Source organism: Corynebacterium kalinowskii (genome assembly GCF_009734385.1).
Classification (GTDB): Bacteria; Actinomycetota; Actinomycetes; order Mycobacteriales; family Mycobacteriaceae; genus Corynebacterium; species Corynebacterium kalinowskii.
Genome location: NZ_CP046452.1, coordinates 2,161,978 through 2,177,168 on the forward strand (window position 1 = coordinate 2,161,978; position 15,191 = coordinate 2,177,168).

The following is a 15,191-nucleotide window of genomic DNA, read 5'->3' on the forward strand; positions in this document are numbered from 1 at the left end:
CTTCCTGGAGACGAAATCAAACTTTCGATGGATACGGATACCTTAGCGGGGCATGGCCTGGGGATTCAAGTTGGAATTCCACCCCTCTCTTCAAGGGCGAACAGTTCCGCATTTCTAAACCATTTCCCGCACATGCTCAGGGTCAATGAGCGAAGCAGTAGAAAACATGCCACAATTGCCGAATAAATCCCTTTGCACTGAAAGACTAACCCCACGCAGCCACAATGCCAGTCAATAAAGATTCACATTGGTGGAAGATCCCACTACCAGAACTCGTCGTTCTCTTCGGCAGCTCCCTGATCGGGCTTTCACAACGGCCCGACATCAATTTCTGGGTCTTCTTCTTGATTCCTGCATCCGCTCTCGCGGTTTTGATCGCACCGATCTTGGCATGCGTTGGAGCCAAGAATTATGTCCCAAGCCTGTGCGCACTTGGTCTAGGAGCGATTTTTTCTCTGTCGGTCGTCTTGGCACCCAAAGGCGATCCAGATTTCGGAAAAGCAATCGGGATCATACTAGGTATGGGTCTTTTGATTGCGGCCACTTCCGACATAGTTCGTCGGGGGCTATTCAATATGGCCAACAGAAACTGAGGAGCCTTAATCCTCCTCCGGCTCCGGCAGCCCCAGCAGCGTGCGGTGGATCGCATCGTATTCCTCGCCCCAGCCGGCACGGTCGGTGCGGGCGAGGCCGGCGGTCTCAATCAAAGTGCCGCCTGGAACCTCAGACAGGCGCACCCACACGCGGCGACGCTTTACAAACAGCGAGCCCACCAAACCACCAAGTGAAATCAGGGTCGTCACCAGGACCCAGAACTGAGTCGGGTCGTGGGAAATCTGCAGGTTAGCGAATTCGTTAGCGCCATCGAAGGTCACGACTGTGCCGTCGTCAAGCGTGATCGACTCGCCCACCGTGAGGTTCACGCGCTCCAGTTTTTGCAGGGCGCCTGTGTGCATCAGGGACGGGTCGAGCGAGAAGATCGACTGGCCGCGACCGGAGTCAAGGCCTGCGTCACCGCGGTAGATGTCGATGGCGACTGCCGGATCCTTCATCGCCGGGTAGGCCGACTGCAACAGAGCACCAGTTTCACCGGTCCACTGTGCGGTCGGGGCAAACAGTCCCTGGATCGCCAGGCCCTTGGTGCGACGTTCTTGCAAATCCGGGTACATGCCAGCCGGCGGATCAAAACGCATCACGCCAGAAGAAAGAAAAAACGTCGGATCATCGGGACGGAACTGCACCATCTGGGTGCGGGTCTCGCCGTTCGGCCACTTCACAGTGAACTTCGGCGCAAAGCCATGCCCCTGAAGGTAAATGCGGTCGCCCTCGATGCGCAGCGGATGATTGACCTTCAGTTGGTACTTATCCCACGCCTCATGAGGCAGGAACATCGTCTCGCCAGTGGCGTAGTCCACGTTCGAGGTGAACATCTTGGCCTGCCCGTTCGGAAGATATTCGGCGGAGAAGTCCTTGACGTTGACGCAGAAAGGCGTGAGTTTGGTGCCGTCGACAAGCGAGCCCGCGCGGAAGCTGTCGAAGTTGGCCACGGCCGTATTGCAGAACTCGGAGTTCTCCGCGCCCGCGACCACGATGACTTGGCCTTCGTAGTACACCATTTTTCCCGCACCAACGGTTGCCAAGATGCCGACAAGGCCGATGTGGAAGATCAAGTTGAACAGCTCGCGGGAGTAGCCGCGCTCTGCAGCGAAGGAACGCTTGCCGTCGCGGTCCTCCTCGGCTGTGTAAGAGGCAACGCGCCAACCCTTCAGGGCCTCCCGCACCTCCTCTTCTACCTGCTCAAGCGGCTTATCGACGCTCCCAGAACCGTGATGTGGCAGGCGTTCCAAGTTCTTTGGTGCCTTCACCGGGTCGGCCTTCCACGCTTTGTAGTGCTCCCAGGAGCGCGGCAGAATACAGCCGATAAGGGAGACGAAAAGGAGAACGTAGATGGCGGTGAACCAGTGGGAGGAGAAGACGTCGAAAAGCTGGAGCTTGTCGTACCACTGCGCGAGTTCGCCATTGTTCTTGATGTACTCGTCCACTTTGGACTCGTTGAGCGAGCGCTGCGGCAGGAGCGCGCCCGGGATCGCACCCAAGGCGAGCAGGAAGAGCAGCATGAGGGCAGTGCGCATGCTGGTCAGCCAGCGCCAAGCAAGTTTCAACATGTCTCTTCTCCTAAATAAGGGTGGTTCCGTAGTTCACGGTCCATTGACGGACCACATTAATAAACAGGGCCCACTGTCCCGTCACCAGGGCTAGGCCCACGAGGATCAGGGCTACGCCACCGATGATCTGAATCGTGCGGGAGTGGCGACGTAGGAAACCGACGCCGCGCATCGCCTTCGCAGACCCGAGGGCAACCACCAGGAACGGCAGCCCGAGGCCGATACAATACGCGACGATGAGGATGACACCACGCAGCGCCGTCATGCCCTCGGTGCCCGCAGACACGGAGATGATCGCGGCGAGGGTGGGGCCTAGACACGGGGTCCAGCCGAGGGCGAACACGCCGCCGAGCAGTGGCGCGCCGATCCAGGTGCTGAGCCGACGAGGCTGCAGGCGGGTGTCCCGATCAAGCGCCGGAACCAATCCCATGAAAACCAGCCCCATGATGATCGTGACCACGCCACCGATTTTCTGTAGCAGCTCTTGGTTGAGCGTGAGAGTAGAGATCGCGCCGAATACCGTAGCGGTGGCCAACATGAAGATCACCGTGAAGCCTGCGATGAAAAGCAACGCGGCACCGGCGACCCGCCAGCGTTTGGTGGCAACGACCTCGCCGTTCTTCATCTCCACCTCAGAGCCCACCACACCTGCGAGATAGGACATATAGCCAGGCACGAGCGGGACGACGCACGGGCTAGCAAAGCTCACCAGTCCCGCGAGCGCAGCCGCGAGCATGCCTAGTAGAAGAGGGCCACTAGCGGCCATCTCGGCGATCTGATGCCCCATTTACGCCTCGTTGGTCAGTGGCATGGCCACCTCAAGGATGTCCTTGGCAGTCACTTCTCGCAGGAAAACCGCTGCTGGGCGATGCTGACGATCGAGGACAATGGTGGTCGGAATGACGGAGGCTGGGAGGCCGCCCATCGCCGCGGCCGTCTTGAATGGTGGATCGTAGAGCGACGGGTAGGTCAGGCCGTTGTCTTTCACGAAGTCGCGAGCAATCTCCGCTTGGTAGTCCTTCACGTTGACGCCCAAAACTGTGCCGTGGCCGGTTTCTTGGAGCTTTTCGTGGACTTCCTGCATGTCGTCCGACTCGGATCGACACGGACCACACCACTGACCCCAAGCGTTGATCACCACGACCTGGTCTTTGTAGTCCGACAAGTTGATGGTGCCGCCTTGGAGCGATTCGCCGGAAAACTCCCGGATTGGCTTTCGCTCCGAGGCCGGGTAAGTGATGTCCGTTTGTCCACCAGGTGCCACGAAGGTCCAGGTACCGCCAGTTGCGACGGCGTCCTGGCCTGCGGTGTCTTCAGCAGAGCAGGCAGCCAGGGTGAGGGCTGCGCAGGCAGCGATAATGGCTCGACGCATTAGATTCCTTGGGCCGGCTCGGAGTAGTACATGTCAGTGATCTGATCGTCCTGGAACACCAGAGAGGTCAGGGAGGCAAGCTCGCACTGGCGCATCGAAGGGTTGTGCGCCAGCGGCTTGCCTTGAACGGTGCGCTGCACCATAACAATCGGCAACTGGTGCGTGACCAGGACGGCTTCGTGGCCCTCTGCCGCCACACGACCGCGTTCGACAGCGTCCATCATGCGGGCAGCGATGACATCGTAGTGCTCGCCCCAGCTCGGCAAGGACGGGTTCGACATCAGCGGCCAGCGGACTGGGTTCCACAACTGCGAGTTCCAGGACTTAACTCGCAAGCCTTCGTAGCGGTTTCCGGCTTCGAGCAGACCTTGATCGATGTCCACATCCAGGCCGAGTTCCTTCGCCAGTGGCAGCGCGGTTTCCTGGGCACGCTGCAGCGGGGAGGCCGCCAGATAAGTAATGTCGTGGTCCTTCAGAACCTCTGCGACCTTATCCGCCATGGCGTAGCCGCGGTTGCTCAGGTGATAGCCCGGCAGGCGACCGTACAGGATCTTGTCCGGGTTGTGAACTTCGCCGTGGCGCAGCAAGTGCACGATAGTGGTGCTCATATACTAAGCTTCTTTCTTTGCTGCGGCAGCGGCCTGAGCTGCTGGAATAAGGGCGGCTTCAATCTTTTCAAAGTCATTTGCCGTCAGCGCGGAGGAGACAAACCACGTCTCGAAAGCACTTGGAGAACCAAACACGCCGTTGTCCAGCAGGGCGTGGAAGAAGCCTGGGAATCGGAAAGTGTCCGCAGCCTTCATGTCGGCGAAGTTGTGCCCTTCCCCTTCTGCGAAGCGGATGGACAGCATGTTGGAGGCGCGCTGGATGTGGTGCGCCACGCCTTCCTTGGTGAGAGCCTCGGTGAACAGGCGCGCCAAAAGGTCGGCGTTCTTGTTCACAGTGTCGTAGACCTCAGGGGTCGCCAGCTCCAGGGACTTCATGCCAGAAGCCATCGCCACCGGGTTTCCGGAGAGTGTGCCTGCCTGGTAGACCGGTCCATTCGGTGCGAGGTATTCCATGATGTCCTTGCGGCCACCGAAAGCAGCGGCTGGCAGACCACCGGAGATGACCTTGCCGAAGGTGGTGAGGTCGCCCGCCACACCCTCGACGCCATACCAACCGGAGTAAGAGGTGCGGAAACCGGTCATAACCTCATCCATGATGAGCAGTGCGCCGTTTTCGTGCGCAATGTCCTTCAGACCCTGGTTGAAGCCAGGAAGCGGCGCGACGGTACCCATGTTGCCCGCGGCGGCCTCGGTGATTACGGCAGCGATTTCGCCCGGGTGCTGCGCGAAAGCTTCGCGGACGGCGTCCAGGTTGTTGTACTCCACCACGATGGTGTCGCCAGCGGCAGCGCCGGTGACACCTGGGGAATCCGGCAGGCCGAAGGTGGCGACGCCGGAGCCAGCGGAAGCGAGCAGCGCGTCGACGTGTCCGTGGTAGCAGCCATCGAACTTGATGATCTTCGGGCGACCCGTAAAACCGCGGGCCAGGCGTACCGCGGACATCGTGGCCTCGGTACCGGAGTTGACGAAACGCACTGCCTCCACGCTGGTGCGCTCAACGACCATGTCCGCAAGTTCGACTTCTGCGGTAGTCGGGGCGCCATAAGACAAGCCGCGCGTAGCGGCATCTTGCACGGCCTTCACGATCTCAGGGTGCGCGTTGCCCATGAGCATCGGGCCCCAAGAACAGAAGAGGTCCACGTATTCGTTGCCATCGACGTCGATAAGCGTGCTGCCCTTTGCTTCCTTGATGAAGCGGGCCTGGCCCCCCACTGAGCCGAACGCACGCACCGGCGAGTTCACGCCACCCGGGGTGAGCAGGCGCGCGCGGTCAAACCACGCGGCCGATTGGGCGGTATTTGCAGAGGTAGGCACAGACATATCTATTCCTTAATGTGAAAATTTCAGCCCGATGACGCCACCGAGAATCATTGCAATAAACAATACCTTGAGCGCGGACACCGTCTCCTCGCCGGTAACGAAGGCGTAGACGACGGTGAGCGTGGCACCCATTCCGACCCACACCGCATAAGAAGTGCCGACCGGAAGATACTTCATCGACCATGCCAACCCACCCATCGAAATGGTGCAGGCCAGCACAAACACGATGCTCGGAAGCAACCGCGTAAACCCCTCGGAACGCGACAACGCCACAGCCCACACTGCCTCGAAGCAGCCGGAGAGAATCAGAATGAGCCAGGGCATGACGTCCTTCAAAGTTCGCGCAGCGTAACGAGCCCTACCCTATCCAAAAGTTGTAGACGCGGGCAAACGCGCGGGGGCTTGTCGACGGCCGAGCATCATGCGTACTTCCTCGGTTCGAGAATTCGGACTCGAATACGAGTCCGGCCTACTTAACCAACCGCGCCGCCGCTGCCCGGGCCCCAGCGATCACATTCGGAATGCCAACACCATCGGCCCAGGCGCCGGCGACGTCAATGCCTGGGACTGACTCAAGTGCAGCTCGTACCGCGGCCACGGTTTCCAGGTGAGTGTCGTTGTAGCACGGCAGACCACCGAACCAGCGCTGCACGAAGATCTCGGAAAGTCCCGCAGCGCGACCGTCGAAACCGGTGATCTTCTGCAAGTCATCCAAAGCGTAGTCCACCAGGTCGTCCTCGTTGGCGCGCACGAGGGAATCGTCGCCGAAGCGCCCGAAGGAGGCACGCACCAACGCGCCGCCTCGTTCAGCCAGGTGCGGCCACTTCTTGGAGGCCAGGGTGAAGGCCTTGGCACGCACGCCTGGTTCGTCCGCTGCGACCAGGATTCCGGAGTTGTCCGGCAGCCCCTCCGCGGAATCGAATTTCAGACCCACGACCACGGAGGACGCGAGCTTCACGTTCTTCAGCGCAGCGGATGCCTCTGGCGAAACAGTGCGCAACTGAGCAGCCGCGGTCGGCGCTGGGGTAGTCACCAGAACGCGATCAAACACGCCCTCGGCCTTCTCCAAGCGGAAACCGCCCGGACCGCGCTTGATGCCAGAAATGAAGCTGTCCAGGTGAATCTGCGCGCCGGACTGCTCAGCGAGCTCCTCGTACAGCTGCGCGTAGCCATCCTTGAACGCCCCGAACACCGGCTTCGGCTTCGCGTCCCCCGCAGCCTCACGCATCTTCGCCCGCGCCGCGTCAAGCTTTTCGACGGCCCCAGCCAGCGTCACCTTCTCCCCTTCCGCCACCATCTTGTCGAACACGGCAGCAAGCTGCGGAATGGTCGCCCGAATACCAAGGTCATCCGCAGAAGAGGAGTACACGCCACCCAGCAACGAAGACACGACGTGATCGACCACATCGTCGCCGTAGCGCTCGCGCACGAGCTTACCCACCGACATGTCCTTGCCTGGCTGCCAATCGATGCCCGGCTGGTCTTTTTCCGCCTCAATTCGCGACGCAGTCTCTTCCGAGATGAGACCTTCCAACCCCTTAGATGATGCTGGAATTCCCATCGCCCCGCCCATCGGAATGGCGTGCAGGTTACCGCCGCAATAGAAGAGGGATTTCAGGCCGGAGGGTGCGACGATGGTGTCTTTGAGTCCAAGGGTCTCGAAGAAATCGGTCGCATCCTTGCGAAAGGCGAGGAAGCCCTCGGCACCCATGTCGGTACGGCCCGACTCGAATGGCACGGTGTAGAGCTTGCCACCGATGCGCTCGTCGGCTTCGAATACATCAATCTCGGCGTCCGGCTGCAGCTGGCGCAGCTCGTAGGCCGCGGTGAGGCCGGCCAGACCGGCGCCGATGATTGCGTACTTCATGGGGAATTCTCCTAAGAGTGAATGATGGATACTGCTTCAGTGATAGCGTCCGGGGCGGTGTTCGGCATGACGCCGTGGCCCAGATTGAAGATGTGGCCGGTCGCGTCGCCGACCGCAATCGCGCGGTTAGCTTCGTCCTTGATACGCTGAATTTCCTTCGTCAGCGCCTTAGTCCCAGCGAAAAGGATCGCGGGATCGAGGTTGCCCTGCAGCACCTTCGCGCCGTTTTCGCGGCGGATACGCTCAGCAGCAACGTCGAGAGGCACGCGCCAATCGACGCCCATAACCTCAGAGCCAGCAGATCCCATTGCGGCCAGAATCTCGCCCGTACCCACGCCGAAGTGGATGCGAGGGATGTCCTTCACGGACTCGAGGATCTCCGTGGAGTACGGCAGCACGAACTCGCGGTAATCCTTCTCAGTAAGGTAGCCAGCCCAAGAATCGAACAGCTGCATCGCCTCGATACCAGCATTGATCTGGCCGCGGAGCCAGTGGATGATCGTCGGGGTCAGACGCTGCATCAAAGCGTGCCAGAGCTCTGGCTCGCCGTGCATCATGGCTTTGGTCTTCTCGTGGTTCTTGGAGGGGCCGCCCTCAATCAAGTAGCTGGCCAGGGTAAACGGCGCGCCCGCAAAACCAATCAGCGTCTGCTGGTCGGTCAGCTCTTCATTGATGATCTTGATGCCCTCTTGGACCTCTGTGACCTCGTGATCCAGGATTGGCAAGTTTGCCACGTCGGCAGCCGTGCGGATCGGATCAGCCAGAACTGGCCCCTTGCCTGGGACGATGTCAATATCCAGGCCCGCTGCTTTCAGCGGAACCACGATGTCAGAGAACAAAATGGCAGCGTCTACGTCATGGCGACGAACCGGCTGCAGCGTGATCTCTGCAAGCAGCTCAGGCATGAAGCAGGAATCCAGCATCGGGATCCCCTCGCGAACCTGGCGATACTCCGGCAAAGATCGTCCTGCTTGGCGCATGAACCAGACAGGGGTACGGGAAGGGGTCTTGCCGGCAATGGCGTCGAGAAGCGGGGCGTTCTTGGCAGTCATGATCTCCATTGTGCCCTACCTGGACAGGAAACCTGGAACCCGGTGGGGTGCCTTTCGGAAATCAGCTATGTGAAACCAGCTATTGGGGGTAGAGGTTCTGCTACTTTGGGCACCGAGACGGAAATAGCATAAGTGAAGCGCCGAATAGCTGGTTCCACATAGCTGGAAATCCCGGTGCAAATAGCGAAACCCTCGCCGCTCGACAATGCCTCAATAACAAGAGGCAACAATAGAGCTAGACCAGCCACAATTCCCTATACATAAAACACAATACAGCGAGTATCACTAGTGCTACTAGGCTCCAAACAGTCCAGGTAGTTCACTTAGAGCTCGCAATATTGTGTTTTACATATGCACAACAGCAAACCCCTAGAACCGACGCACGTTATTCGACCGCGCCTCAATAACCAAGGTCACGGCAATTGTCAACAAAGTGGCCGCCATCGGGTGCAGTAGGCCTGCAACAGCGAGAAGCATAACCACAGCGTTATAACCCCAGGCGAGCAGGATATTCCGGTCTACTAGGGCAGAGATCCGGCGAGCCAGCCCCATCGCTTCGGGAACCACACCGACGTCAGAACGCAGCAACACCACGTCTGCCTCCGGAACGTCCAAGCTGACCTGATCCTGCATCAGGATGCCCACATCGGCCACGTTCAGACACTCGCGCACGCCCAGGTCACCAACCATGGCCACTTGGTCGCCTTGAGTGTGCAAGCTGCGCACTGCGAGGACTTTCTTCTTCAGCGCAATACCGGCCAAGACGCGACTCATACCGAGGTTGTCTGCGAATCGGCGAGCAACTGGGTACATGTCGCGGGTGATCATGACGGTCTCGATGCCCATGTCTTCCAGGGAAGCGACGGCATCGAACGCATCCGGCTTGTTGTCCTGGCGCAACGTGATCACGCCACGGGCTTGGCCCTTCCAGCTGACCACAATTGGGATGCCGCCAGAAACCGCCTTGTTGGACAGTCGCGCGGACAGCCCCGATAGGTCGAGCGGGCGCACCAAAGTCGCTTCCACCTGGCGCAGCTCTACCACTCCATCAGAGTTCTTCATCGGGATTTCGATGCCACCGGTCAGCCCGCCGTTGTCCAAGACCTGCGGGTGGCTGACTTCGATCCAGTGTGGAATGTCTTCGCCGCCGGTACCAGCATCACGGGCTTCACGGGCAGCGCGAACGAGCGCCTTAGAAGCAGGATGCTCGCTCTCCATGGCAAGGGCGCCAGCCACGCGCAGCACGAGCTCGGGATTCTCCCCGTCGGCCACGGAAATGGTCTCCACGAACATCTCTCGCTCAGTCAGGGTGCCCACCCGGTTAAAGATGACGGCAGTGATTTCATCGAGCTCACGAATAGTCTCGGCGTTGCGCACGAGAATGCCATGTCGGGCGGATTGCTCGATGCCCAGCTTGATGGCCAGGTTGGTAGATAACGCGAGTGCTACCGGTGCCACGCCAGCCAAAATAGCCAAGGCGGAGGCTACGGCCGCATTAATATTGCCGCCGATCAGCCACCACATGAAGAAGTCGAGGGCTGCTATGCCAAGCGCCCATGGCACCAGCAACGACGCGGTCTTAGTTGCTAGCTGCGCGGAGCGGTTCTGCTGGTAGGAGGCTTCCTTGACCCATCGGTGAATCGCAGCGATACGGGTCTGGGAACCGGTCTTGTGCACGCGTATCTTCAACGGCCCGCTGAGCAGGAACCCGCCAGCGTGAACTGTAGAGTTGACCTTCACCTTTTCGGTGATGCCGGTGTAATCAGAGAACATCCCCGGTTGGACTTCGGCAGCGCCACCGATGACGCGCCCATCCACCGGAATGGTGGCGCCACCGGGGACAATGATGTCATCGCCCACGCGGATTTCCTGCAACGGAATCTCCACGTGCACGGACTTCGAGGTCGCCGCGTCCTTGCGCACGACTGTGACCTGTTTAAGCTCGCCGCGCAAGTTCGCGTTGTACTCGTCCATCAGGTCTGGTCGGGAGCGGCGGGTCAACAAGCTACCGAGCAGCATGAACACTGTCACGCCGCAGGCCACGTCGAGGAAGAACTCACCTTGGGCCACGCGGTTGAAGTTCTGCGCCATCCACTGTGGCTGGAAGCGCCAATCCGGGTTGCCCGCGGTGGTGAACACCAGCAGGAATACTGACCATAGGTAAGCAGAGATGACGGCAGCAGAACTCGCAGCATCCAGGGCGGACATGCCTCGGCGCAGACCTGCGGCAGTTGCCCGGTGGAAGGGCCACGCGCCATAGGACACCACAGGGGTCGCGGCCGCCAGGCAGAGCCACTGCCAGTAATCGAACTGCAGCTCAGGGACATAGGACAGAATGAAAATCGGGAGGCTGAGCAGCGCACTGAGAATCAGGCGACTGCGCGTCAGCAGCTCCTTGGCGGTGAACAGGACCTCGGTAGGTTCTTGGTCGTGGTGGCGGACGACGTGGACGTCGCGAAGCCTGCCCGCCCGGCGCGCGGCCAGATCGCTCTGCTGCTCTGCTACTCGACGCCGCTTCCGCTGCAACCTCCCGGCGCGCACGGCAAGGCTCGCCTTTCGGCTCCGCATTGGCACATGTCGGCGGGAGACCTGGGTGAGGCGCTCCGCGCGGCGACGCAGGGAGGCGTTGGTGAGGGAGGCTTTGACACCGAAGTCGGCGAAGATGGCGATGATTTCATCTGGTGCAACGTCGTCGGGGGCGGTGATCCACGCGGTTGCGGATTCGTAGACGATGGTGGCCCGAATACCACGGTGCTGATCAAGCCGTTCCTCGATGTCGGCCACGTGAAGAGCGGACTCGAGTCCTTCGAGTTCTAGCGCGAAAGAGGTGTGGGCCGAAGCCTGGCGACGCGCTAGGCGTACGTGGGCGGATTCGTCGGATCCCACGGAAGCGGGGACGCCGGCTTCTACCGCGGCTTTCTTAGCCTCGGCGATGGCCACGTCCATCTGTTTTTCTGAGGAGCGCAGGTGCGCTGGGGTGTCCTGCGGGCTAGTCATAGTAGAGTTCGTCGTTTCGATAGGCGACGTAGGTGTTCACCGCCGGACGGTAAATGATGAGAGCTCCGGTAGCGAGCAGCAGCGGGATAATGGCGATACCGGCACCGGCAGCCTTCACGGTGAACGCAATAAGGTCAACGATCACCGTCAACATGACGATGCCGACAACCCAGCGACGGGCGTATTTCACGGCGCGTCGCACTTGCGTCATGAGGACGGCGATGAGAAAGCCGGCCACAATGTTGTAAATACCGACAACCTGCTGATTCAGCTCAACTGCAGCGATCAAATCGGGAGTAACATTCGGATCTCCGGTGTAGCCGGTGGTCGCCACTACTAAACCGAAGAAGATGGTGATCGCGGCGGAAATCACCAGCCACCAATAGCCCACTTTCAGCGCCTGGGGTTCAACGGTCGGGTCGCCGATGGGTTGGCGCTGCCCTTCTCCGCGGTACATCGTGGGAAACATATTTGGCATGGCTGGCGTCCTTTAGGGTGATTCGGAAGGCGTCGTGCGTGCCCACTCAACGGATTCTTTCTTACCACCGAACAGGGCGGCGAGCACTGCGAGTACGGCGACGAGTAGCTGCGTGATGCCGTCGACAAGCGCGAGGGCGAGCGGCACGGAGCCGGTGGTGGCGAGCTCGAAGACGAACAGGCCGCGCATGGCAAAGAAGGCGGCGAAGAAAGTCAGGAAGCGGCGGGAATTCTCGGCGCCTTTTTGTCCCTTCCAAAAGGAACGGGCAGTCCAGGCCACGATGCCCATCACGGCCATTGCGATGAATCCGGCGAACACCACGGAGGCGCCCGCAATGATGGTCAGCTGCTGCTCGGAGAGCATTTTTAGCTGCTCTTCGCTCATGGTTTCCCGCGCCACCGACCGCAGCTCTCCTGTATTGAGCAGGCCGCCGATGATGTTGAAGACCTGGTGCAGCATCTCACCGGCCACCACCCACAGCCACAACGTGAGAGTCAGGCTCACGGTCTCTGGGCGCTCGCGCACGTCCGTCATCAAAGCTCCCAACGGTTAGTACTGGGCGCGGAGAATCCGCGCAGCCTCAACAGCGAAGTAGGTCAGGATCTGGTTCGCACCGGCGCGCTTGAGGGAGATCAGGGCCTCCATCATGCATGCGTCGCCATCGAGCCAGCCGTTGGCGGCAGCTGCTTTGATCATCGCGTACTCGCCGGAGACCTGGTAGGCAGCAACTGGAACCGGGGACAGCTCGGCCACGGCGCGCAGCACGTCCAGGTATGGCAGGCCTGGCTTGACCATCACGAAGTCCGCGCCTTCGGCGATGTCGAGTTCCACCTCAAGCAGGGATTCGCGCACGTTCGCGGGATCCTGCTGGTAGGTGCGGCGATCGCCCTCGAGGGAGGAGCCGACGGCGTCGCGGAATGGGCCATAGAACGCGGACGCATACTTGGCGGAGTAGGCCATGATGGCCACGTCCTGGTAGCCGGCTTCGTCCAGAGCCTCGCGGATCGCGTCGATCTGGCCGTCCATCATGCCGGACGGAGATACGATGTGCGCGCCGGCCTTGGCCTGGGACACAGCCATCTTCTGGTAGCGCTCGACGGTCTGGTCATTATCGACCACAGTATTGCCATGGGCATCGGTGGCTAGCACGCCACAGTGACCATGGGAAGTAAATTCGTCGAGGCAAGTGTCGGCCATAACCAGGATGTCATCGCCGAAGCGCTCGCGAACCGCCTTAATCGCGCGGTTCAGAACGCCATCAGCTGACCATGCCTGGCTGCCCTCAGCATCCTTATTGGCATCCAATGGTACACCGAACAGGTCGATGCACTTGATGCCCACTTCCTGAGCCTCCGCTACTGCTTCCAGCAGGGAGTCCATGGTGTGCTGGACGACGCCAGGCATCGAGACGATCGGGTTCGGCTCGGTGATGCCATCGGCGATGAACATCGGCAGAATCAGATCCGCCGGACGCAGGGAGGTCTCCGCCACGAACGCTCGCATCGCCGGGGTGGTCCGAAGCCGACGGGGACGGCGTGAGATGTTCTGTGACATGATGTGCTCTCCTATTCTGCAGCTTTTCGACGCGCGCGTCGCTTCTTCCGGGGCGGTGGCAGCTGCCCTGCGGCGCGCAGACCAGCAACGTGCTCGGCCAGTGCGTCGACGAGTTCGTTGACGCCAGCGACCTCCGGAACTACATCCACTCTAAGGCCAAGTTCCTTTGCAGTGGCGGCGGCCATCGGCCCAATGCACGCAATGATGGTGCGTTGATGCGGCTTACCCGCAATACCCACCAAATTCGCCACCGTGGAGGACGAAGTGAAACAGACGGCATCGAAGCCACCGGATTTGATCATGTCGCGGATCTCCGCCGACGGCGGAGCAGCACGAACCGTGCGATAGGCGACGATGTCATCGACTTCCCAGCCGAGTTCGATCAGGCCGTCGACAAGCACGTCCGTGGCAATGTCCGCGCGCGGCAACAACACGCGCCCCACCGGATCAAGCTCTTCGTCGTACTCAGGGAAGACATCGACCAAGCCTTGCGCGTTCTGCGCGGTCGGCTTCGGCAGCAGCTCCGGGGTAATGCCCAGAGCACTGACGGCCTCGGCGGTCTTGTGGCCAACGCAGGCGATGTGGACACCCGCGAAGGAACGGGAATCAAGCCCGAATTCAGTGACTTTCTCCCAGAGCGCATTGACGGCGTTGACGCTAGTCAGGGCAATCCACTGGTAGCGGCCCTCCACGATTCCCTTGATCGCGCGTTCCATCTGCGCGGGGTTGCGTGGCGGCTCCACCGAAATGGTCGGAACCTCTTGCGGAATCGCGCCATGAGAAGCCAGGCGGGTGGACATTGGTCCGGCCTGTTCCTTGGAGCGTGGCACGAGGACGCGCCAGCCGTACAGGCTGCGGTTTTCCCACCAGGAGTACTTAGAGCGGTTGTCCACGCCCTTACCCAGGGTCACCACAATGCGGCCTGGCAGCTCGCCATCAATCTTGCCGAGCGTGCCCAGAGTCGTGTCATAGGTGCGCTGCAGGCGGGTCGTACCATTGACGGTCACGGTCGCAGGCAGGTCCGCGAGCAAGCCCCGTTCCATGAGCTCGGCGGAAATGGTCGGCAGGTCTCCAGCCTCGGCCTGCAGCACGAGTGGCTGCGGCGCAACAGCCAAGGAATCCCAATCGACTTCGTCCTGGGAAACATCGGTTTCCGTGTAGGTGGAGCCCAGCGCGATACCGGCAAACGTCGGGACGGTTGCTGGCAGGGACATTCCTGGAACCACGTTGAATTCAAGGCCTGCGGCAGCCACGGCGTTAACCTCGGCGAGCACGGCGTTGCTGGACAGCGGGTTGCCGGTGACCAGTCGCACAACGTTGGTGCCGTCTGCGACGAGATCGGCGAGCTGCGTTGCGACGTCCGTCGCACTGCCTTCACAAACCTCAACGATGTCAGCTGCTGACGGCCCCGGCGGCTTCGGCGGACGGCGACGCGCACCATTCGCCTTCGCCTCAGCGCAGATGCGCTCGTACTCTTCGTCGAAGGCTTTCTGCTTGGCTTCCGGAACCGGGAGGTCGGCGCCGACGATTGCGCGCACCCCGTTCAAAACAGCGGCATCGACAACGGCAAGACTTGCGCCGCCGAGCACCTCTCGGGCGCGGACAGTCAGCAGGTCGGGGTTGCCAGGACCGGCACCGACAAAAATGACGGTGCCGAGTTCTTTGTGCTTTTCAGCCTGTGGGGCCTTGCTCATGAATGTCTTTTCTAAACTTTTGGCGTCGTAAATCAACCGGACAAGAACCTGTTAAAAGCGGACCCGGTGCGTAAGCACCAGGTC

14 protein-coding genes are annotated in these 15,191 nt (G+C 60.6%); 1 reads left to right on the forward strand and 13 read right to left on the reverse strand.

The window, feature by feature from the left end; genetic code table 11:
• Positions 1-224 precede the first annotated feature (224 nt).
• A complete protein-coding gene (locus tag CKALI_RS10345; protein ID WP_156193274.1) occupies positions 225-593 on the forward strand; it encodes a hypothetical protein in 369 nt (122 codons plus the stop codon).
• Between the two features lie 6 nt (positions 594-599).
• On the opposite strand, the gene CKALI_RS10350 is transcribed toward CKALI_RS10345, so the two are convergent.
• The 13 genes from CKALI_RS10350 to CKALI_RS10410 form a co-directional block, all read right to left on the reverse strand.
• Positions 600-2,165, reverse strand: a complete 1,566-nt coding sequence (locus CKALI_RS10350; RefSeq protein WP_197079688.1) for a cytochrome c biogenesis protein ResB — start codon at positions 2,163-2,165, stop codon at positions 600-602.
• Positions 2,166-2,175: 10 nt separating this feature from the next.
• On the reverse strand, positions 2,176-2,952 hold the full coding sequence (locus tag CKALI_RS10355; RefSeq protein WP_156193275.1) for a cytochrome c biogenesis CcdA family protein: 777 nt from the start codon (positions 2,950-2,952) through the stop codon (positions 2,176-2,178).
• Complete coding sequence (locus CKALI_RS10360) at positions 2,953-3,537, reverse strand: TlpA disulfide reductase family protein (RefSeq protein ID WP_156193276.1); 585 nt, start codon at positions 3,535-3,537, stop codon at positions 2,953-2,955. It lies immediately after the preceding gene.
• A complete protein-coding gene (locus CKALI_RS10365; protein WP_156193277.1) occupies positions 3,537-4,145 on the reverse strand; it encodes a histidine phosphatase family protein in 609 nt (202 codons plus the stop codon). Before CKALI_RS10365 ends, CKALI_RS10360 begins: the two co-directional genes overlap by 1 nt.
• Before the next feature lie 3 nt (positions 4,146-4,148).
• The gene (gene hemL / locus CKALI_RS10370; protein WP_156193278.1) at positions 4,149-5,465 is read right to left on the reverse strand and encodes a glutamate-1-semialdehyde 2,1-aminomutase; all 1,317 of its coding nucleotides are present in this window, start codon (positions 5,463-5,465) and stop codon (positions 4,149-4,151) included.
• Between the two features lie 9 nt (positions 5,466-5,474).
• The gene (locus CKALI_RS10375) at positions 5,475-5,789 is read right to left on the reverse strand and encodes a DMT family transporter (RefSeq protein ID WP_156193279.1); all 315 of its coding nucleotides are present in this window, start codon (positions 5,787-5,789) and stop codon (positions 5,475-5,477) included.
• 145 nt (positions 5,790-5,934) lie between these two features.
• A complete protein-coding gene (locus CKALI_RS10380; protein ID WP_156193280.1) occupies positions 5,935-7,332 on the reverse strand; it encodes a protoporphyrinogen oxidase in 1,398 nt (465 codons plus the stop codon).
• 11 nt (positions 7,333-7,343) lie between these two features.
• On the reverse strand, positions 7,344-8,384 hold the full coding sequence (gene hemE / locus CKALI_RS10385; protein ID WP_231580459.1) for a uroporphyrinogen decarboxylase: 1,041 nt from the start codon (positions 8,382-8,384) through the stop codon (positions 7,344-7,346).
• 369 nt (positions 8,385-8,753) lie between these two features.
• Positions 8,754-11,381 (reverse strand): heavy metal translocating P-type ATPase, encoded by a 2,628-nt coding sequence (locus tag CKALI_RS10390; protein ID WP_156193282.1) that lies wholly within the window; start codon positions 11,379-11,381, stop codon positions 8,754-8,756.
• Positions 11,374-11,859, reverse strand: coding sequence for a hypothetical protein (locus CKALI_RS10395; protein ID WP_156193283.1), 486 nt, complete (start codon positions 11,857-11,859; stop codon positions 11,374-11,376). Before CKALI_RS10395 ends, CKALI_RS10390 begins: the two co-directional genes overlap by 8 nt.
• Positions 11,860-11,871: 12 nt before the next feature.
• The gene (locus tag CKALI_RS10400) at positions 11,872-12,393 is read right to left on the reverse strand and encodes a hypothetical protein (RefSeq protein WP_156193284.1); all 522 of its coding nucleotides are present in this window, start codon (positions 12,391-12,393) and stop codon (positions 11,872-11,874) included.
• A gap of 15 nt (positions 12,394-12,408) precedes the next feature.
• The gene (gene hemB, locus CKALI_RS10405) at positions 12,409-13,413 is read right to left on the reverse strand and encodes a porphobilinogen synthase (protein ID WP_156193285.1); all 1,005 of its coding nucleotides are present in this window, start codon (positions 13,411-13,413) and stop codon (positions 12,409-12,411) included.
• Between the two features lie 11 nt (positions 13,414-13,424).
• Positions 13,425-15,107, reverse strand: coding sequence for a bifunctional uroporphyrinogen-III C-methyltransferase/uroporphyrinogen-III synthase (locus CKALI_RS10410; protein ID WP_156193286.1), 1,683 nt, complete (start codon positions 15,105-15,107; stop codon positions 13,425-13,427).
• Between the last annotated feature and the right edge of the window lie 84 nt (positions 15,108-15,191).

Coding starts and splice junctions, on each gene's coding strand:
- CKALI_RS10390 (WP_156193282.1), bottom strand. CDS start 11,381: ATGACTAGCCCGCAGGACACCCCAGCGCACCTGCGCTCCTCAGAAAAA.
- hemB (WP_156193285.1), bottom strand. CDS start 13,413: ATGTCACAGAACATCTCACGCCGTCCCCGTCGGCTTCGGACCACCCCG.
- hemE (WP_231580459.1), bottom strand. CDS start 8,384: ATGACTGCCAAGAACGCCCCGCTTCTCGACGCCATTGCCGGCAAGACC.
- CKALI_RS10360 (WP_156193276.1), bottom strand. CDS start 3,537: ATGCGTCGAGCCATTATCGCTGCCTGCGCAGCCCTCACCCTGGCTGCC.
- CKALI_RS10365 (WP_156193277.1), bottom strand. CDS start 4,145: ATGAGCACCACTATCGTGCACTTGCTGCGCCACGGCGAAGTTCACAAC.
- CKALI_RS10355 (WP_156193275.1), bottom strand. CDS start 2,952: ATGGGGCATCAGATCGCCGAGATGGCCGCTAGTGGCCCTCTTCTACTA.
- CKALI_RS10395 (WP_156193283.1), bottom strand. CDS start 11,859: ATGCCAAATATGTTTCCCACGATGTACCGCGGAGAAGGGCAGCGCCAA.
- CKALI_RS10400 (WP_156193284.1), bottom strand. CDS start 12,393: ATGACGGACGTGCGCGAGCGCCCAGAGACCGTGAGCCTGACTCTCACG.
- CKALI_RS10375 (WP_156193279.1), bottom strand. CDS start 5,789: ATGCCCTGGCTCATTCTGATTCTCTCCGGCTGCTTCGAGGCAGTGTGG.
- CKALI_RS10410 (WP_156193286.1), bottom strand. CDS start 15,107: ATGAGCAAGGCCCCACAGGCTGAAAAGCACAAAGAACTCGGCACCGTC.
- hemL (WP_156193278.1), bottom strand. CDS start 5,465: ATGTCTGTGCCTACCTCTGCAAATACCGCCCAATCGGCCGCGTGGTTT.
- CKALI_RS10380 (WP_156193280.1), bottom strand. CDS start 7,332: ATGAAGTACGCAATCATCGGCGCCGGTCTGGCCGGCCTCACCGCGGCC.
- CKALI_RS10350 (WP_197079688.1), bottom strand. CDS start 2,165: ATGTTGAAACTTGCTTGGCGCTGGCTGACCAGCATGCGCACTGCCCTC.
- CKALI_RS10345 (WP_156193274.1), top strand. CDS start 225: ATGCCAGTCAATAAAGATTCACATTGGTGGAAGATCCCACTACCAGAA.